The organism is Micromonospora ureilytica, from assembly GCF_015751765.1.
Classification (GTDB): Bacteria; Actinomycetota; Actinomycetes; order Mycobacteriales; family Micromonosporaceae; genus Micromonospora; species Micromonospora ureilytica.
Genome location: NZ_JADOTX010000001.1, coordinates 5,816,821 through 5,835,604, shown reverse-complemented (window position 1 = coordinate 5,835,604; position 18,784 = coordinate 5,816,821). Strand labels below are relative to the sequence as shown.

Genomic DNA, 18,784 nt, shown 5'->3' with positions numbered 1-18,784 from the left:
GGCAGCCTGGTGCGACCTCCTCACGCTCCTCGGCGGCCCGGCCGTTCCCGGTGGTGCAGGATCGCCACGGCCACCGCGAAGAACAGCGTGGGCGTCAGCACCAACACCAGCCACTGCGCCGGGGTGAGCGCAGCGAGGACACCGTCGTGGGTGGAGCGCTTCAGGAACGTCCCCGTGGCACCGAAGCCCACCCGGGTGAGCAGCAGCGTGACGCCCACCGGAACCACAAGCGCCAGCAGGCGCCGCCGCAACACCGCCGGCGCCGAAAGGATGGCAAGGGCGAAGAGCAGGTATCCCGCCGTCAGCAGGATTGCCTCGATCCGGCCGACACCGGAGGTGAAGATCCACGTGCCGTAGATGGGAGCCGTGTCGTTATCAGCACCCGTCACCTGGGCGACGCTCGGAGCAGCGACGCTGACCAGCGTCGCTGCCACCAGTGTGCCAAGCCGCCAGCGCGCGAGGGCCGCCGCGGCGGAACGGGGAGCGCGGACCGCGAGCGCCAGCGGGACCATCGCGGCGAGCACGGCGGGCCACAGATGGAACACTGTCGAATATTGTCCGTAGTCCGCGGCGACCCGAACCACCTCGAACGCCGCTCCGCAGACGGCGACCGCGGCTCCTGCCCGAGCCCAGCCGACCACGGCCAACACCGCCACGATGAGCCACAGCACCGACACCGGGCCACCCGGCCAAAGGACGACCGGCTCCCCGATCCCAACGGGGTAGCTCTCCGCGAGCATGGCGAGGTGCAGCACCGGTACGCGTGCAGCGCGCACGAACAACGTCAGCGCGGCGATCAGAGCTAGCGCCTGCGCCGCCTCCCGCCACGGGTCGGCCGAGAATCGCGCACCAGCCTGGCGGACATGCGCCCGGAGCGCCCCGCCGAGCAGGGCGAGCACGTCTCGCGCCGCCGGCCTGCGCTGGCCTGGGGCCGCGTCGTCCAGCAAGACGCCGACCATCTCGTCCTCGTACTGCCTGCGGTAGGCGCGGGGATAACAGGCCATCAGCCGTCGGTAGATGTGGTCCAACGTCACGCCACACCGCCGTCGAAGATGAGACCGGCACGGCGCAGTCGCACGCTCGCCGCGTCGGCGTTGCTGCGCAGACGCGCCGACTCCTCGGCCAGGCGACGCGCCCCCGGCGCGGTGAGTCGGTAGTACCGGCGCAACCTGGACTGCACCTGCTCCTCGCGCTCGATGTCGACGAGACCATCGGTCCGCAGCCGGTCGAGGGCTGCGTAGAGGGTGCCGGCACGCAGGTCGACGCGCCCGTCGGAGATTCGGCGAACCTCGTCGAGGAGCGCGTACCCGTGTCGTGGGGCCTCGACGAGCGCGGTGAGGATCAGATAGGTGGACTCATGCATGGAAGCCTTCGCCATGACCCGCAGCATATACCGTCCGACTGTATATACGGTGAGACTCCTACCGTGAAGTCTGCTTGCGGCGGTCAGGCCGGGGTACGGCAGGCGGCGTCGATGCGGTGCACCGGGCGGACCCGGCGGCCCATGCCCTCCAACAGTGAATCCTCGACGTGGAAGTCGTGAACGCGCAGTTGGTGGCGGGGCAGCTCCTCCTCGCTCGGGCAGAGCACCTGGGCGCGGACCAGGCCGACCGGGACGTACCGGACGCCGCCCTTCTCCTGGAGGATCACCATGTTGACGTCGTCGGTGGTGACCACATGCCCGCGTACGTCCTCGGTGGGCCCACTCTCCGGACCGACAGTGGTGACGGTCAGCGGCAACACAGGTGTGCTGATCACCGGCACCGCGGCCCAGACCAGGGTGGCCAGCACCGCCACCTCGGTCACCGATGCCAGCGGCCGGATCACCATGCCTGGCAGTGGCCCCGCGATGAACAGGGCCAGCAACGGAGGCACCACGATGAGCGCCAGCGCCAACCACTCGTCGCCCTGCCGCACCGCCGCACGCAGGGTGGGCAGCATCAGCCAGCCGTACCCGGCGAGCAGAGCGCCGATCAGTAGCAGCCGAGGCACGACCCGCTCGTGCAGCCGCCCGGGACGCAGTTGGAACGCGGCCACGAACGCCGGCAACAGCAGCGGAAGGTAGAGCAACGGCCAGGTGATCAGGGCGAGCAGGAAGCTGGCCAGCACCACCCAGGCCGGGGTGATGTCGGCCCAGCGGGCGAAGAGCGGACGGCGACGGGTGCCCGGCGGAAGTCGATCCGCGCTGACGGCCAGCACCGCGCCGAGCGCGAAGACGGCCACCAGGCCGGTGGAGAGCAGCCGGGCCGCCGTGGTCAGGAAGCCGGCGAGCAGGTTGACCGGCCCGACGTTGGCCACCAGCAGCAGCGTGGTCTGGAGTTCCCCGCCGGCCTCCACGCCGAGGCGGAGCACCGAGAAGATCGCCGGTACGCCCACCACTGCCGTCCAGAACGACTGGCTGGCCCGTGCACGTCGCTCGGCCGGATCCCAGCGGACCCGCCCGACGTCGGCGACGACCGGCTCGGCCGGTTCGGCGACCGGCACGCCGGCCGGCCAGGTGACGTCACCGACCGCCGGGCGGTCGACGACCGGCGCTGCCGCGGCCGTACCGTCGACTGTCGAAGAGTCGACGGCGACGCCGGGCGCGGAGGTACGGGGCGGCGGGACCGGCCCGTCGCCGCCGGTGGCGGTCGACGCCGTGCTCACTTCGCGGGCGCCTTGTCGTCGAAGTCGACGAGCTTCGGCACTTCCAGCGGCTGCGGCTGGCGCTTCTCGGCCTTCAACCACGGGCCCAGGGTCCGGTTGTACGCGGTCTGCCAGGGGCTGGCATCTCCGTCGCGGCCCTGCTCGTAGCTCTTCTGCAGGAAGTACGCGACCAGGTCGCGCAGCGCGGGATCACCGATCGGCACGCCGACGCCCAGCAACTCGCTGGTGCCGAACGGCATGTCGACGATCTCGAACTCCTTGGGAAAGCTGGCCAGAAAACCGGCAAGGATCGACTCGTCGGAGCTGACCGCGTCGTACCGGCCCTTCCGGATGCCATCGACGCAGTCGCCGACGTCCTTGACCACGAACGTCTTGACCTGGTGCTTCTCCAACTCGGCCTCGGTGGTGGAGCCGCCGCTGGTGCAGACCTTGTAGGCCGGGTCCCGCAGATCCTCAATGGTGCGGACCTTGTCCTTCAGTCGGACCGGCACCATCACCTCCTGAGTGGTGACGAAGTACGGCCCGGCGAAGCTGACCAACTGCTTACGGTCCTCCGTCATGGAGAAGCTGGACACCACGAGATCGACGGTGCCGCCCTGGAGCGACGGGATGCGGTCCTCGGTGGCGACCGACACGAACTCCAGCCGCTGGTCCCCCTCGTAGCCGAGGGAGGCCGCGACGTACCTGGCGATCTCGACGTCGAACCCGACGTGCTGGCCGTTTCGCAGATCGCCCATGAGCGGCTCGTTCGTGGCGACACCGATCCGGAGCTTCGACGAACCGTAGATGTGCGTCTCGCGCATCTTCTCCTGCACGGAGGGCAGTTCCGGTTCCTTCCGGCTGTCGCAACCGGCGGCGGCGGCGAGCACGAGGGTGAGGGCGACCGCCAGCGTCGACGCGATCGACCGGAGTCGGGGTTGCGAACTGCCTGAGCTCATGGGCGACCTCGCTGCCGGAAGAGCCTGCGGGACACCGAGAGTAGCCGTTCTTGTCCAATCCGTGTGGATGCCGTGGGCCCATGTCGGGCCGGTGCTCGGATCGACGCCGATCGGCGCGGCGGTCGGCTCAGCGGTTGACAGCGGGCCTCGTCACGACATGCTGGACGGGTGAGCCGATTGTCCAGACCAGATGCACGCGCGGTGGCGGTGCTCGCCGCGCTGGGAGCCCTCGCGCCGCTGGTCATGCTGGTCGTGTGGCGCCGACAGGATCTCCTCGGCGTGGTTCTCGCGCTGCTGTGCGTGCTGATGACCATGGTCGCCGGGGTCGCGGTCTCCGCCGCTCGTCAGGTCGACGATCCGGAGCCGGCGGACCGGTCGGCAGCGTTCGGGCCGCCCGAGCTGATGCCGTACGGGATCGACGCGGACACCCTCGACGCCCTGGATCCCCGGGACGCGTTGCGTGCGGTGCGTGACCGCCGACGTGGGTCGGACGGGCTCAGCGGCCGGTGAGCGTGGGCGCGGTGAGCGCGTCCACGCCGCGCCCCGCCAGACACCGGTAGGTCCGGTCGATGCTGCCGTCGACCGGCGGTAGCACCTCCAGGTGCCAGCCGGTCGCCTCGGCGATCCCGGTGGTCAGGCGGAACGTCGTGGAGCTGCACACCTGCCGTACCGGCTCGGCGGCGGTCACCTCTTCGTAGTCGGCGCCGACCAGCGACACCGGCAGGATGCCCTCGGCGTACGTCTCCCAGGTGTGTCGGCCCGCGCAGGACAGCCGAGCCGCCTCGGCGCGGCTGCCGCGGATCCGCATCGGGCCGAAGCATTCCAGCTCGGGCAGGCAGCGGGCGCCATCGGGCAGGGCGGTGGGCACACCGGTGCCGGTCGCGCAGCCGGGCAGCGGCCCGGTCGCCGGTGCGGCGATCTGCGTCGCCGACGGGTACGGAGCGGGTGGTGGCGCCCGGTCGGCGACCCAGGCCCCGGCGGTCGCGGAGGCGGCCAGCGCGAGCACCCCGGCGCCGCCGAAGAGCCAACGCCGCCAACGCCGACCGGTGGGCAGAGTTCGCTGAGTGTCCTCGATGGGCGGGCGGGGCACCGGCCGGCCGGCCGCGTACGGGCCGGAGAGCGTCGCGCCACCGCTGACCGGAGCGCCGCTGACAGGTGTCGCCGGCGAGCCGAGTGGCAGGTTGGTGAGCAGGTCGTGCAGCTCCAGGGCGGAGGGACGCTCGGTCGGCTCGTTGGCCATGCCGACGCGCAGCACGTCGATCAGCTCGTCCGGCACCCCGGGCAGGGCGGGGAGCGGCTGGTTGAACATCTCCAGCACGGTGACCAGGCTCGGGTTGCGCTCGGACTGCCAGCGGGGCGGCCGGCCGTGCATCACGGCGTAGAGGGTGGCGCAGAGCGCGTACACGTCGACGGCCGGGGACGGCGGGCTGTGGCTGAACATCTCCGGCGGCGCGTACGCCGGGGTGAGCACCTCCAGGGTGACCGAGGCGTCCCGGTGCTCGGCGAGAACGGCGAGCCCGAAGTCGGCGAGCACCGCCGAGTTGAAGTGCGAGTAGAGGATGTTGGCCGGTTTCACGTCCCGGTGCAGCACCCCGGCGGCGTGCGAGTGGGCCAGCGCGTCGGCGATCTTGATGCCGAGGTCGCGAGCCTCCACCGGGCCCAGCGGCGAGGTGCGCATCCGTTCGGCGTACGAACCGTCGCAGAGCTCCATGATCAGGTAGGGGTGCTGGTCGATGGTGACCCCAACATCGAAGAGGTCCACCACGTGCGGGTGTGAGGACATCCGCCCGGCCGCCCGCGCCTCGCGCAGGAAGCGGGCCTGGTCCCGCTCGCTGTCGAGCGTGCGGTTCTCCACCTTCACGGCGACCTCGCGGCCCACGGAGATCTGGGTGGCCTGGTAGACGGTCGCGTACCCGCCCCGGGCAAAGACCCGCAAATCAGTCAGGCCGGGCACGATCGGCACTGGCAGGCCGCCGGTCGGGTTGTCGGTCACCGCTCGAAAATACCCAACCCGACCGATGGCTCAGCGCACCGCGTCCGCCGGAGCGGCACCGGCGGGACCGGTACCCTCCTCGGCGACCGCAGTCGTTCCGGCACCCTCGGTCGATCCGATCCCACCGGCCGGGCTGCCCCGGCGGGCATCCAGGCGCAGACCGATGGCGGTGGCCACCGCTCCCAGCCCTTCCCACGCCGCCACCCCGAAGAACCGGTCGGGAGCGATGTCGGCCAGCACCGCGATGGTGAACACGGTGAACGTGACAAGTCGGAAGACCACTGTGAACCGGTAGAACGCCCGCCACTCGGTCACCGTGGCGAGCAGGTAGTAGACGCCCATGTTGAAGGCCGCCATCGAGGACGCCAGCAGGAACGTCCCGGTGTGGTCACCGACGGCCCGCGTCTCCGGCACCTCGAAACCGAGCATGCGCAGCTGCGCCTCCGGCCAGAGCAGCCCGACCGCGCCCATCACCAGCGCCAACACGCCGAAGACCGCGATGGTCCAGCCCGCGATGGATCGCGGCAGCTTCATGAAGGGCCTCCCCAGGCACGGCGACGGTCACCACTGTGGACCCGTACGCGGTGGTGACACGCTAGCCGCTCACCCCGACCACCACATCCCCAGAACCGGCAAAACCCTCCACCTCACCCCGGGGGGTCGCGCTGATCATGAAGTTATTGCCCTGCGCGTCGGCGTGTCGGGGCAATAACTTCATGATCAACGGGGTGGGTGGGTGGGGGTGGGTGGGTTAGGCCTGGGCGGTTGTCAGGCGGGCTTGTAGGGCGTCGGCTGCTGCGCGTTCGCTGCGCTGCTCGGTGGCGTACGCCAGGCGGACCGCCTCCTGCGCACAGGACAGCGCCTCCGCTGGGTGCCCGCAGGCGGCCAACGCCTCGGCCAGCACACTCGCCGCGATCACCTGGCTGCGCACGTCCTCGGCCGGTGCGGTGACCGCTCGGCGGGCCCAGTCCAACGCCTGCTCCCGCTGGCCGTGAGCGAGCAGCGCCGCAGCGTACTGGGCCATCGTCTGGCGGCGGGAGAAGAGCAACGACGGTGCGTTCGCTGCGGCAGTGGCCACCGGGGCGAGCAGCCCGACCGCGGTCGCCGAGTCGCCGGCGGCGAGACGGGCCGTCGCCAGCAACACCCGGGGCGCCACCTGCGCCGGAGCCTGCGGGTTGTGCGGCTCCACGGCGGTCAACACCGAGCGGGCCACCCGCTCGGCCGTCTCGCAGTCGCCCATGTCCAACGCGACGAAGCCACGCAGTGTCCCGGCCATCCCGGTGAGCAGCGGATGCGAGGTGCGCTCCGCGTACGCCAGGGCGTCGGTGAGCAGGTCCGCCGCGTGCTCCGGCTCGCCCAACCCGCGCGCCACCACCGCCCGGACCACCAGGGCGAACCCGCGTCCCCAGTCGTCGGAGGCGGCGGCGAACTCCCGGTACGCCCGCCGGGCCTCCCGGTCCGCCTCGGCCAGGTCACCCAGCTCGGCAGTGGCGAACGCCGCCACCGCGCGCAACGTTCCCACCGCCCACGCCTCACCGACCCGCTCGCCGAACGGCAGGAACACCTGCGCCATCCGACACGCCTCGCGCAGCCGGCCGGCGAGCAGCCGGGCGAACGCCGTGGTGCCGCGCAGCCAGGCCCGCCCGTACGGGTCCTTCAGCTCGGCGAAGAGCCGGGCGGCTCTGCCGAGCACCGCGTCGGTGCCGGCGAAGTCACCCCGGGTGGTGGTCACCCAGGCCAGGTTCTGCAGGGACCACGCCTGCCCGCGTCGGTCCTGCGCGCCGAGGCTGACCTGGTACGAGGCAGCCAACCGGCTGCTTGCCTGACTCAGCCGCCCGGCCACGAAGTCGGCCATGCCGAGCCGCCGCATCGCCGTTGCCCGCTGCGTGGGCAGCCGACCCTCGGTGGCCACCTGCAACGCCTCCTGCCAGGCGGTCACCGCCCGGCCCTGGTCGCCGAGGGTCTCCTGGGCCTGCCCCGCCAACAGCAGGGCGCTGACCCGGGTGACCTCGTCCCCCGCGTTCGCGGCGATCTTCTCCGCGTACGCCAACGCGTCGGAGACGCGGCCGACCTGGAGCAGCGCCCGAGCGTGCACCACCCGATCGGCTGCCGGCACCCCGTCGCGGGCCAGTTCGGTGGCGCGCTCGGCGTACTCGACGGCCATGGCCGGCTCACCGGCGGACAGCGACCGGCGGGCGGCCCGACCGAGCGCGGCGACACCGAGCGGAACCACCGCCCGGGCCGGCGCGTCCGGGCGCAGCTTCACCGCGTCGGCGAGCGTGGCGGCCCGCTCGACGTGCGTCGCCACGAAGTCGTCCCGGGCCTCGTCGGTGAAGCCGCCCACGGTGCTGGCCGTGGCGTCGTCCACCGGCGCCGCCCAGCGGGCCAGCGCGGCGTGCCGCTCGGCCAACTCGGCCTTGCTCACCCCGGCGTACGCGGCCTCCCGCATCAGCGGTGTCGCGAACGAGTAGCCGGTACGCGAGCGGTGCAGCATGCGACGTTGCAGCAACTCCTCGACCGCCCGGTCGAGCTCCACGGCGACCACTGCCGACGGTCGACCGTCCCGGCGGCCGTACTGCTCCCGCATCGCCTCCAACGCGCCGGTCGGCACCGTGTCGCCGGTGACCGCCGCGTCACGCAACACCGACCGGGCGTCCGGCGGCAGCGCGTCGATCCGGGCCGCCAGCACGGCGGCGAGGTCCCGGGAGAGCAGCCGGCTGCCCAGCGAACCCGGCACCAACCGCCAGCCGGCCGACCCGCTCTGCTCCCGCTCGCCGGAGCCGGACCGATCCCCTGCGGCACCCCGCGTCGAGGCAGCGCCGCGCACCGACTCGGTGGTGAGCGCACCCCGCTCGATAAGCAGGGTGACCAGCTCAGCCAGGTAGAACGGATTGCCCTGCGCGGTGGCGAGCAACCGGTCGGCGTCGGCCTGTGGCAGCTTGCCGCCGCCGAGGTAGGTCGTGAGCAGCCGGGCCGCGTCGGCGCCGCGCAGCGGCGGCAGCGAATGCACCTCGGCGTCCGCGACCCGGGTCAGCGCCCCGGCGGTACGCACCAACTCGGGGCGGCCGAGCAGCAGCACCAGCACCGGGCCGGTGAGCCTGGACAGGGTCAACCCGAGGGCGCTGATCGTCTCGGGGGTGGCATCGTGCAGGTCGTCCACAACGATCACCAGCGGCGCCTCCGAGGCGAGCCCGCTGAGTAGGTCGGCGACCGCGTTCGGCACCACCTCGGCATCCGCGGCCGGAATGCCCGAACCGCCCCACTCACCGCTGTCGGTGCCGGAGTGCGCCGGAAGTTCGGCATAGCCGAGCAGGGCGAGCAGCTGCTCCGTGGCGATCGGCGCGGTTTCCGCACCGGAGCGGGCGAGCCGCTGCCCGAGCCGGCGCAGCCGCTCCTCCACCGCCGGGCGGGTCAGCGCGGTGGACGCGTCGCTGGGCAGACCGACGGCGGCCCGTACCAGGTCGGCCAGGGGCGCGAGCCGTCGCCGCTCACCGAACGCGGCACAGCGCACCGAGAGCACCCGGGCGCCGGTGTGCGCCGCGTAGCGGCCAGCACCGACGTCGTACCCGGCGGCGAGGCGCTCCACCTCGGCGGCGAACCGGGACTTGCCGATACCCGCCTCGGCGGTCATCAGCAGCACCCGCGGGTCGCCCTGGTCGATCACCTCGGCGAGCCGACCGGCGACCCGACCGATCTCCGTCTCCCGGCCGACGTACGGCGCCTCGTCGCCGAGCCCCGAGCGGGTGCCCGGCGCATCCAGCAGACCCAACAGCTCGTACGCCTCGACCGGCTCACGCTTGCCCTTGAGCCGCAGCGGGCGCAGCGCCCGCCAGGAGGAGACGTGCCTGGTGGCGGCGGCGGTGCGTCCACCGGCGTAGACGGCCCCGACCGCGGCGGCGTCGGCGAGCCGGGCCGCGGTGTTCACCGTGTCGCCGATGACCGTGTATTCGATCGCGGCCTGGATGCCGGCGATGACGTCGCCGGTGTTCAGCCCGACCCGCAGCCCGAGCGGCGCGCCGCCGCCCCGCTCGTCGTCGAGCACCCGGCGGACGGCCCGTTGCATGGACAGGGCGGCCCGGACGGCGCGTTCGGCGTCGTCCTCGTGCGCCACCGGGGCGCCGAAGACCGCCATGATGCCGTCACCGGTCAGCTTGTCGACGTGCCCGCCGAACGTCTTCACCGCACCCGCGAGGGCGGCGAGCACCCGGTCGGTGACCGCGCCGACGCGTTCCGGGTCGAGGTCCTCCGACCAGGAGGTGAACTCGGAGAGGTCACCGAAGAGCACGGTGACCACCCGGCGCTCGGCCGCCGGCAACGTGGCGGCGGCCGGCAGCGCGGCACCGCAGTTGTGGCAGAACCGCGCGCCGGGAACGGCAACGGTTCCACACACGGGGCAGGTCACATGTGCTCCAACCCACTGACCCCGGGCGCGGATTCCCCGGTGTCGACGCCCAGATACTCCAGTTGGGCACGGACCGACCATTCGGCCGCCCACCAGAGCGAGCGGTCCACGTCGGCGTAGACCGTCGCCACCACGTCGGCGGGGGTGTGGGCGCCGGCGGCGACCGCCGCCCGGACCTGGTCGAGCCGGGCCCGGCGGTGGGCGAGGTAGAAGTCGGCGGCGGCGGCGCAGTCGGCCAGCGCCGGGCCGTGTCCGGGCAGCGCCGGGATTCCCCGGTACGCGGACAGCAGCTCCAGGCTGGTCAGGTAGTCACCGAGATGCCCGTCCGGGTGGGCGACAACAGTGGTGCCCCGGCCGAGAATGGTGTCACCGGTGAGCACCACCCGCTCGTCGTCGTGCTCGACCAGGAAGCAGACCGAGTCTGCGGTGTGCCCTGGCGTTTGCAGCAGGCGGATCTCCAAGCCGAAGCCGCCGAGGTGCTCGCCCGGCTCGGTCAGCGACTCACCGCCGATGGTGTGCGTCGGGTCGACGGCGAGGACGGGCACCCCGCCGAGCAGTTCGCTCAGGCGGGCGGCGCCCTCGGTGTGGTCGGCGTGGCCGTGGGTGATCAGGATCAGCCCGATCGGGCCGTGCTCGGCGATCCGGGTGAGGTGCCCCTCGTGCGCCGGCCCCGGGTCGACAACGATGGCGTACTCGGCCGCCGGGGCACGCAGCACCCAGGTGTTGGTGCCGTCGAGGGTCATCGGCCCCGGGTTGGGCGCACGCAGCAGTGAAACCCAGCCGGGCAGTTCGTCGGCAAGCGCCGCCACCGCCCCCGTCACGTGCCCGCTCATGGCTGCGATCGTACGACCCCGCCCGCCACACCCCACGATCTTGCACTTGCGGCCCCTGATTCATCCCCGTTCAGGGCTTTCGTCGGGGCAGAAAGTGCAAGATCGCGGGGCGATGGGGACGCGTCAGGCGACCTCGACGATCAGTTCGATCTCCACCGGGGCGTCCAGCGGCAACTCGGCCACACCTACCGCGCTGCGCGCGTGGCGGCCGGCCTCCCCGAAGACGGTGCCGAAGAGGTCGGAGGCACCGTTGATCACGGCGGGCTGACCGGTGAAGCCGGGCGCGGAGGCCACGAACCCGGTCACCTTGACCACCTTGACCACGTTCTCCAGGCCGACCAGCGAGTCGACCGCGGCCAGCGCGTTGAGCGCGCACCGCTGGGCCAGATCCTTCGCCTGGTCGGCGGAGATCCCGGCGCCGACCTTGCCGGTCGCGAGCAGCTTGCCCTCGGCGATCGGCAACTGGCCGGAAACGTACACGTGCTGCCCGGACTGCACCGCCGGGACGTAACTGGCCACCGGCGGCACGACCTCGGGCAGTTCGAGACCCAACTCGGCGAGCTTCGCGTGCGGACCGTTGCTCACGGCGCCACCCCGATGTTCGCGACTGCGGGGCTCCGCTCCGCTGCACTCCTCGCGCTCACGCCTTGGGCCGCTTCAGGTAGGCGACCAGCTGGTCCGGATTCGGGCCGGGGACCACGGCGACGAGTTCCCACCCGTCCTCGCCCCAGTTGTCGAGGATCTGCTTGGTCGCGTGGACCAGCAGCGGGACCGTGGAGTATTCCCACTTCTGCATCGCTGAAGGGCTCCCTCTTGGTGCGGAATTGTTCGTGGGACAGCCTACGGTCCGCTGGCCGGGCGAGGTACGGGACGCTGCTCCGGCGTGGCCGGCAGCTCCCCGCAGTGCCCCTCGTGCTCGTACCCCTGGGGGCAGCGGGACCGGTCGGGCAGCAGCAGGTCACAGAAGACCCGGTGCCGGTTGTTCTGATCGTCGGCGTTCGACACTGTGGTCTCGCCGGCGTCCAGCTCGGGCAGGAACCCCAGGGACACCGCGACCCGGCCGGCCAGCACTGTCGCCGCCGCCAGGTTCGGCACCCGGATCGGCAGGTGGATGACGAAGCCCGGCTCGTCGTCTTCGCGGGTCCGCTCGGCGGGCTGGCTCGGCACCCGGGCCGTCTCCGCCTGCTCCGGCATCCGGCGGTACGACCGTTCGTTGATCGGCTGGTTGGTGACCTGCCCGCCGGCCTCGACCACGGACCCGGGCCGGCGGGGCCGGTCGTTCGTCGGGAACTGGGTGCGAGGGATGTTGTCCGCGTCGCGCATGCACTGCCTCCGGTCGTACCTCTCGGACCATGCTTCCGGCCCGGACCCATTCGTCCGTTCCGGCCCCCGCACCGGGACGAAGGTAGGTCTGTGACCGCAGTCCCGCCAGCAGGACGCGCACAAGAGGTCACCAACAGTCACATATGCGACACACCGCAGGTCGGGGGCCTGACACCGAAACCGACGCGGGTACCGCTCACCGGACCGCTGGGGCCAACCGACCGGCAGGGGCGACACCGAGCCGGTCATCGACCGCTACCCTTCCGGTCGGACGGTCGCGCAGCGCCCGGCCGCCCGCTCGATCACGCTCGACGCCAGGGGTGGCGGCGGGCGCCGCACCCCTGGGGGAACGACATGACCCACCCGCCCAGCGGCGACCAGGCCGGCCCACCCGCTCACCCGCCGGCCCACCCGGATCCCGCCGGTCAGTCCGGCGCGCCGGCCATCCCCAGCCAGCCGACCCCCGCCCCGCCGCCCGGGCAGCTCGCCCTTCCCGCATCCCCCGCCCCGCCGGCGCTCCCCGCCGCCCCTGCCTCACCGGCCTTCCCCGGGCAGCCCACCGGCAACGGCCAGCCGCCCTTCCCCGGGCAGCCCACCGGCGCCGGGCAGCCGGAAGGGCTCGGCGGCCCCACCTCGGCCGCCGCATCGACACAGTCGGGCGCCCCGAACCCCTCGTCGATCCCCCCGCCCCCGCCGGCCTACCCGCCCTACCCGGGCACGGCCGAGCCGAAGAAGAAGCGTGGTCTGCTGATCGCGGCGATCGCACTGGTCGTGATCATGGTGCTCTGCGTGGGCGGCGGTGTGGTGGCCTTCCTGACCCTGCGCGATGCCGAGACCGGCGAGGGCGCCAAGGAGCCGACGGTCGCCGTCGACGAGTTCCTCACCGCGGTCTACAAGGATCGCGACGCGACCAGGGCGGCCAGTCGCGTCTGCGCCGCCTCCCGAGACGACGACAAGATCGCCGCGAAGGTGGCCGAGGTGGAGAAGTACGCCTCCACGTACCAGAACCCGCGCTTCCGGTGGACCACCCCGAAGGTGGACAACCAGACCGGGGAACGGGCCACCGTCTCCACCCGGCTCACCATGACCACCGCCGACGAGAAGGTGGCCGACCAGGAGTTGCGCTTCACTGTGGTGCAGAAGACGGGTTGGTGGGTCTGCGAGGTCGCGTGACCGCGACGCCTGGATAGGCTCGACGGGTGTGTGCAGCTGAGCGCCCGATCGACCCGGCCGGTACCGGCTGGCCCGCCCGCCTCCACGTGGTGACCGGCAAGGGTGGCACCGGTAAGACCAGCGTGGCGGCGGCGTTGGCCCTCGCGCTCGCCGCCGGTGGCCGGCGCACCCTGCTGGTCGAGGTCGAGGGGCGGCAGGGCATCGCCCAGCTGTTCGGCATCGACCCGCTGCCCTACGAGGAACGGCACCTCGCCGACGCGCCGGACGGCGGTGAGGTGCGCGCGCTCGCGGTGGACGCCGAGGAGGCGCTGCTCGAGTACCTGGACATGTTCTACAAACTGGGTGCGGCGGGCCGCGCACTACGCAAGCTCGGCGCCATCGACTTCGCCACCACCATCGCGCCCGGCCTGCGGGACGTCCTCCTCACCGGCAAGGTGAAGGAGGCCACCACCCGCACCACCGGGCAGCGGCGCGCGTACGACGCGGTGGTGCTGGACGCCCCGCCGACCGGGCGGATCGGCCGATTCCTCAACGTGACGGCGGAGACCGCCCGGCTGGCCAAGGTGGGCCCGATCAAGACCCAGAGCGAGGGGGTCGCCGCGTTGCTGCGGTCCCCGATGACCGCGGTGCACGTGGTCACGCTGCTGGAGGAGATGCCGATCCAGGAGACGGTCGACGCGATCGCCGACCTGACCGCCCTCGGCTTCGGCGTCGGGAGGGTGCTCGTCAACGGCGTCCGACCCCCGCTGCCCGCCGGGCCGGCGGTCACCGCCGCGGAGTTGCGGCGCGGGCTGGTCGCCGCCGGGCTGCCGGCCGATCGGGACATCGTGACCGGGCTGCACGATGAGGCACGTGACCAGCTCATCCGGCGCGAACTGGAGGATTCGCTCCGCGCCGACCTGGTGGAGTTGGGGCTGCCGATGATCGAGCTGCCGTTGCTGCCCGACGGGGTGGACCGGGCGGGGCTCGCGACGCTGGCCCAGGCCCTCGTCCGCGCCGAATGACTCACACCTGAGCGCAGCACGGGCGCGCGGACCCACCGGCCCGATACGCTCGATTGGTGCCTTCCGAAGACGCGGCGCCGCAGCTGGACGTCGACCAGATCCTCGCCGACCCGGGCGTGCGGATCGTCGTGTGCTGTGGTGCCGGCGGGGTGGGAAAGACGACCACGGCCGCGGCTCTGGCGCTGCGGGCCGCCGAGCACCACGGTCGGCGCACTGTGGTGCTCACCATCGACCCGGCCCGCCGGCTGGCCCAGTCGCTGGGCCTGACCGAGCTGGACAACACCCCCCGCCAGGTCAAGGGCATCGACGTCGAGAGCAGTGGCGGCGAATTGCACGCCATGATGCTGGACATGAAGCGCACCTTCGACGACGTCGTGTTGCAGCACACCGACCCGACGAAGGCCGCGGAGATCTTCGCGAACCCGTTCTACCAGGCGATGAGCTCGACCTTCGCCGGCACGCAGGAGTACATGGCGATGGAGAAGCTGGGCCAGCTGCACGCCCGGGGCGAATGGGACCTGATCGTGGTGGACACACCACCGTCCCGCTCGGCACTTGACTTCCTGGACGCGCCGGCTCGACTCTCCCGATTCCTGGACGGCCGGATGCTGCGATTGCTGCTGGCCCCGGCGCGCAGCGGCGGCCGGAGCATGTTCAGCCTGGTCACGGCCTCGTTCGGGATGTTCTCGAAGGTGGTGCAGAAGGTGCTCGGCGCACAGCTGCTCACCGACCTGTCCGGCTTCGTGGCGGCACTGGATTCGATGTTCGGTGGTTTCCGGCAGCGCGCCGAGCAGACGTACCGCATCCTGCAGGCACGGGAGACGGCCTTTCTGCTGGTCGCGACACCGGAGCCGGACGCGGTCCGGGAGGCCGCCTACTTCGCGGGCCGCCTGCGGGACGAGCGGATGCCGCTGGCCGGGCTGGTGCTCAACCGGGTGCACCGCCCGTCGGTTCCGAAGTTGGACGCCGAGCAGAGCCGGGTCGCCGCCGAGCGGCTGACCGAGCTGGGTGGGCACGAGGCCACCGCCGACGTGCTGCGGGCGCACGCGACGCTGGCTCGCCAGGCGGTACGCGAGCAGCAGGTCGCCGCGCGCTTCACCGAGGCGTTCCCGGCCGTGCCGGCGGTGTCGGTCACGGCGCAGCCCGCCGACGTGCACGACGTCGACGGGCTACGGACGATCGGCGCGGCGATCAGCCGGCCGTGACCGGCGTCAGTTGGCCGCGCTGACCAGAATCTTGTCCTTGCCGGCCTTGTCCTTGCTGTTCTTCTTCATCGCGGCCTCGAACATCTTGCGCCAGCTCGTCACCTGAGGGTGACGACGCAGTAGCGCCCGCCGTTCGCGTTCGGTCATGCCGCCCCACACACCGAACTCGATCCGGTTGTCCAGCGCGTCGGCCAGGCACTCGTACCGAACTGGGCAGCTCCGGCAGATCCGCTTCGCCACGTTCTGTTCGGCGCCCTGTACGAACAACGCGTCCGGGTCCCCGTTCTGACACGCCGCCAGCGACGGCCAGTCAGTGATCATGCCCATGTGTACACGTCCCCCCTTGCAGTACCTACCGACCTCGTCGATGCACGTCAGCCGGCAATTCCCCCCGATCGCCCGGCCTGCCTTCCCCAAGGCGGCACGGACGACATGTGGCGCTGTCGCCGCCCCCATCATGCTCTGTAGTCGACTGATTACGCAACGTTGTCGACGAAATCCATCATTTCGGACACTCCCGGCTTCCCGGGCCTTCGACCGCCGGTTACCCCGCCGAGGTCAGCGATAACGCTGCGCCGCCTCACTGAATCGGAGGAGACTCACGCCAGTTCACACGCAACCAAGCACCGGGGGTCGTGCGTTTAGCACAACGAGGGCAGCGCGCGCAGGAAATGGGGAAAGAACGCCCCAGCGCCCCTCGTTCCCTACTCGCGTACCATGCCGAGGTGACCTGGATGCGGAAACGTGACCACAATGTGCTGACCAACGCCGCATCGCTACTCGTGTGTGGCCTGCTGGCCGGCGTGGTGGTCGCTGCGGCGGCCTTCCCCGCGGTAGCGATGTCCGGCCTGGCCGCGAAGGCCGGCGCCGAGACATTCGGTGCTCTGCCCACGGAGCTGACGGTGGCCCGCGCGCCACAGATCAGCTACCTGCTGGCGTCGGACGGCAAGACCCCGCTCGCGACGATGTACGACGAGAACCGACGGGACGTGAAGCTCGCCGACATCTCCGAGCCCATGCGGAAGGCCATCATCGCGGCCGAGGACCACGACTTCTACAAGCACAACGGCGTCGACATCAACGGTGTCGCCCGCGCGTTCGTCAACAACCAGACCGAGGGCTCCGGCCAGCAGGGCGCCTCGACGCTGACCATGCAGTACGTCCGGCTGGCCATCGCCTACTCGGCCACCCACCCGGCCGACGTGGTCGCGGCGACCGAGGACACCAGCGCCCGCAAGCTGCGCGAGATGAAGCTGGCCCTCCAGGTCGACAAGGAATTCTCCAAGGACGAGATCCTCACCCGCTACCTCAACCTGGCCTCGTTCGGCAACGGCGCGTACGGCATCTTCGCCGCCAGCCAGGTCTACTTCGGTAAGCCGCCGAGCAAGCTGAAGATCGAAGAGGCGGCGTTGCTGGCCGGCATGGTCAAGGCGCCGACGACAAACGATCCGACCACCGAGGCCGGTTACCCGCTCGCGCTGGATCGGCGCAACTACGTCATCCAGAACATGGTCGACATCAAGGCCATCACCCAGCAGGAGGCGGACGTCGCCAAGGCGACCAAGCTGGTGGTGAAGGACAAGCGCACCCCGAACGGCTGCGTCGCCGCCAACGTCAACAGCTGGGGCTTCTTCTGTGACTACTTCTACCGCTGGTGGATGGACCAGGAGACGTTCGGCTCGACCAGGTACGACCGGGAGCGCCGGCTGAAGAGCGGCGGCTACAACGTCGTGACCACGATCGACGTCCAGGCCCAGCGCGCCGCGGACAAGGCGGTCCGCAAGGCCAAGAGCGAGAACAGCAAGGAAGCGGCGATGGTCGCGGTGGTCGAGCCGGGCACCGGCCGGGTGCGCGCGCTCGCTGTCAACCGGCAGTTCAAGCTCGACGACCCGAAGCACCCGAAGAACAAGATCTCCAGCGATCCCGCGAAGAGCAAGAAGAAGATCCGGGGCAACTACCCGGCGACTGTCAACCCGCTGCTCACCGGCGGTGACGGCATCACCGGCTACCAGGCCGGGTCGACGTTCAAGATGTTCACAATCGTCGCGGCGCTGGAGAAGGGCGTCCCGCTCAGCCACACGATCAACGCGCCGAAGCAGTTCAAGTCGGAATACATCATCCGACCCGGTCCGGCAGCCTGCCCGGGGACCAACTTCTACTGCCCCACCAACTCGACCGAGAGCATGGCCGGCGTACACAACATGTGGAGCGCGTTCGGTCGCTCGGTGAACACCTACTTCGTGCCGCTTCAGCAGCAGGTCGGCGCCGAGAACGTGGTCAAGGCCGCCAAGCGGCTGGGCATCAACTTCCGGTCCCAGGAAGACCTGGACCTGGAGAAGGGCGCGCACCAGTGGGGCGCGTTCACCCTGGGCGTCTCGCAGACCACCCCGCTGGACCTGGCCAACGCCTACGCCACTCTGGCCGCCGACGGCAAGTACTGCGAACCGATCCCGGTGCAGGAGATCCGCGACCCCGAGGGCAACAAGCTGGACATCGCCAACCCGCGCTGCGAGAAGCGGTTCAGCACCGAGGTGGCCCGCGCCGCGGTGGACGCGGCCCGATGCCCGGTCGGTGACAAGTCGTCGTCCTCCCGGTGCGCGGGAGCCACCGCCGGTAATGTCCGCGGCGACGTCGGTTTCCCGGTGGCCGGCAAGTCCGGCACCACCGACTCGGAGAAGACCGCCGCGCTGGTCGCGATGACCAAGCAGTACGCGGTGGCGGGCATCATGGCCGACCCGGACTGGCCGCAGACCAACGTGGAGATGAAGCACGCGGAGAAGGACGGCATCAACCCACCGGTGTGGGAGACGCTGCGGGACGCGATGAAGGGCAAGGACCGCGTCGACTTCGCGGCACCGGGCGAGAAGATCTCCGTGGGTGACCAGCGCAGCATCCCCGACGTGAAGTGCGTTTCGGTGGACACCGCGAAGTCCCGGCTCAAGGGTGCCGGCTTCGAGCCGGTCGTCTCCAGCGCGAAGGTGCCGTCCTCCTGCAAGCAGGGCGAAGCGGCCGGCACCAACCCGGACGGACGCACGAGCAAGGGTGGTGTGGTCACCATCGAGGTCAGCAGCGGCGGTGGCACGCCGGGCAACACCGACGGCAATCCGGGCGGCCCGCCCGGGGGCCGACCCGGTGGTCGCCCCGGCGGCTGAGCCGACGAGTAGGACACGACGGGCGGGCACCCTCCTCGGGTGCCCGCCCGTTTCGTCTGTCCGGACCGGCGAGCGGCTGCGACAACCGTCGCGCCGCGCCGCCGACGCTTGCGGG

At 71.5% G+C, this 18,784-nt stretch carries 17 protein-coding genes; 5 read left to right on the top strand and 12 right to left on the bottom strand.

Annotated elements, in window-relative coordinates; genetic code table 11:
* Positions 1-20: 20 nt before the first annotated feature.
* The 4 genes from IW248_RS26680 to IW248_RS26665 form a co-directional block, all read right to left on the bottom strand.
* Entirely contained in the window at positions 21-1,034 is a 1,014-nt protein-coding gene (locus IW248_RS26680) for a hypothetical protein (protein WP_196929141.1), read from the bottom strand.
* The gene (locus tag IW248_RS26675; RefSeq protein ID WP_196929140.1) at positions 1,031-1,378 is read right to left on the bottom strand and encodes a PadR family transcriptional regulator; all 348 of its coding nucleotides are present in this window, start codon (positions 1,376-1,378) and stop codon (positions 1,031-1,033) included. Before IW248_RS26675 ends, IW248_RS26680 begins: the two co-directional genes overlap by 4 nt.
* A 68-nt stretch (positions 1,379-1,446) precedes the next feature.
* Positions 1,447-2,646 (bottom strand): hypothetical protein, encoded by a 1,200-nt coding sequence (locus IW248_RS26670; protein WP_196929139.1) that lies wholly within the window; start codon positions 2,644-2,646, stop codon positions 1,447-1,449.
* Complete coding sequence (locus IW248_RS26665; protein WP_196929138.1) at positions 2,643-3,584, bottom strand: transporter substrate-binding domain-containing protein; 942 nt, start codon at positions 3,582-3,584, stop codon at positions 2,643-2,645. Before IW248_RS26665 ends, IW248_RS26670 begins: the two co-directional genes overlap by 4 nt.
* Positions 3,585-3,761: 177 nt before the next feature.
* Between IW248_RS26665 and IW248_RS26660 the strand changes: the two genes are divergently transcribed.
* Entirely contained in the window at positions 3,762-4,094 is a 333-nt protein-coding gene (locus tag IW248_RS26660; RefSeq protein ID WP_196929137.1) for a hypothetical protein, read from the top strand.
* Here the strand turns inward: IW248_RS26660 and IW248_RS26655 are convergent.
* From IW248_RS26655 to IW248_RS26625, 7 genes are all read right to left on the bottom strand, one after another.
* Complete coding sequence (locus tag IW248_RS26655) at positions 4,081-5,577, bottom strand: serine/threonine-protein kinase (RefSeq protein ID WP_196929136.1); 1,497 nt, start codon at positions 5,575-5,577, stop codon at positions 4,081-4,083. The genes IW248_RS26660 and IW248_RS26655 overlap by 14 nt on opposite strands.
* Before the next feature lie 30 nt (positions 5,578-5,607).
* Positions 5,608-6,111 (bottom strand): hypothetical protein, encoded by a 504-nt coding sequence (locus tag IW248_RS26650; protein WP_231396451.1) that lies wholly within the window; start codon positions 6,109-6,111, stop codon positions 5,608-5,610.
* A gap of 217 nt (positions 6,112-6,328) precedes the next feature.
* Complete coding sequence (locus tag IW248_RS26645; RefSeq protein ID WP_196929135.1) at positions 6,329-9,979, bottom strand: adenylate/guanylate cyclase domain-containing protein; 3,651 nt, start codon at positions 9,977-9,979, stop codon at positions 6,329-6,331.
* Positions 9,976-10,812, bottom strand: a complete 837-nt coding sequence (locus tag IW248_RS26640) for an MBL fold metallo-hydrolase (RefSeq protein WP_196929134.1) — start codon at positions 10,810-10,812, stop codon at positions 9,976-9,978. Before IW248_RS26640 ends, IW248_RS26645 begins: the two co-directional genes overlap by 4 nt.
* Positions 10,813-10,935: 123 nt before the next feature.
* Positions 10,936-11,397: a RidA family protein gene (locus tag IW248_RS26635; RefSeq protein ID WP_124815393.1), complete on the bottom strand. Its 462-nt coding sequence runs from the start codon at positions 11,395-11,397 to the stop codon at positions 10,936-10,938.
* A gap of 55 nt (positions 11,398-11,452) precedes the next feature.
* Complete coding sequence (gene sp36 / locus IW248_RS26630) at positions 11,453-11,608, bottom strand: Sp36 family protein (protein ID WP_007466198.1); 156 nt, start codon at positions 11,606-11,608, stop codon at positions 11,453-11,455.
* A gap of 44 nt (positions 11,609-11,652) precedes the next feature.
* The gene (locus IW248_RS26625) at positions 11,653-12,135 is read right to left on the bottom strand and encodes a hypothetical protein (protein WP_196929133.1); all 483 of its coding nucleotides are present in this window, start codon (positions 12,133-12,135) and stop codon (positions 11,653-11,655) included.
* Positions 12,136-12,579: 444 nt separating this feature from the next.
* Between IW248_RS26625 and IW248_RS33920 the strand changes: the two genes are divergently transcribed.
* Genes IW248_RS33920 through bagB form a run of 3 tightly spaced genes read left to right on the top strand, consistent with a single transcriptional unit; the run spans position 12,580 to position 15,517 of the window.
* Positions 12,580-13,308, top strand: coding sequence for an Rv0361 family membrane protein (locus IW248_RS33920; RefSeq protein ID WP_372432769.1), 729 nt, complete (start codon positions 12,580-12,582; stop codon positions 13,306-13,308).
* Between the two features lie 26 nt (positions 13,309-13,334).
* Complete coding sequence (gene bagA / locus IW248_RS26615) at positions 13,335-14,312, top strand: ATPase BagA (RefSeq protein ID WP_124815483.1); 978 nt, start codon at positions 13,335-13,337, stop codon at positions 14,310-14,312.
* 53 nt (positions 14,313-14,365) lie between these two features.
* Positions 14,366-15,517, top strand: a complete 1,152-nt coding sequence (gene bagB, locus IW248_RS26610; RefSeq protein ID WP_196929131.1) for an ArsA family ATPase — start codon at positions 14,366-14,368, stop codon at positions 15,515-15,517.
* 6 nt (positions 15,518-15,523) lie between these two features.
* Here the strand turns inward: bagB and IW248_RS26605 are convergent, their stop codons facing one another.
* Positions 15,524-15,844, bottom strand: coding sequence for a WhiB family transcriptional regulator (locus IW248_RS26605; RefSeq protein ID WP_030328078.1), 321 nt, complete (start codon positions 15,842-15,844; stop codon positions 15,524-15,526).
* 407 nt (positions 15,845-16,251) lie between these two features.
* Here IW248_RS26605 and IW248_RS26600 point away from each other — a divergent pair, with 407 nt between their 5' ends.
* Complete coding sequence (locus tag IW248_RS26600) at positions 16,252-18,669, top strand: transglycosylase domain-containing protein (RefSeq protein ID WP_196929130.1); 2,418 nt, start codon at positions 16,252-16,254, stop codon at positions 18,667-18,669.
* The last annotated feature ends 115 nt before the right edge of the window (positions 18,670-18,784 follow it).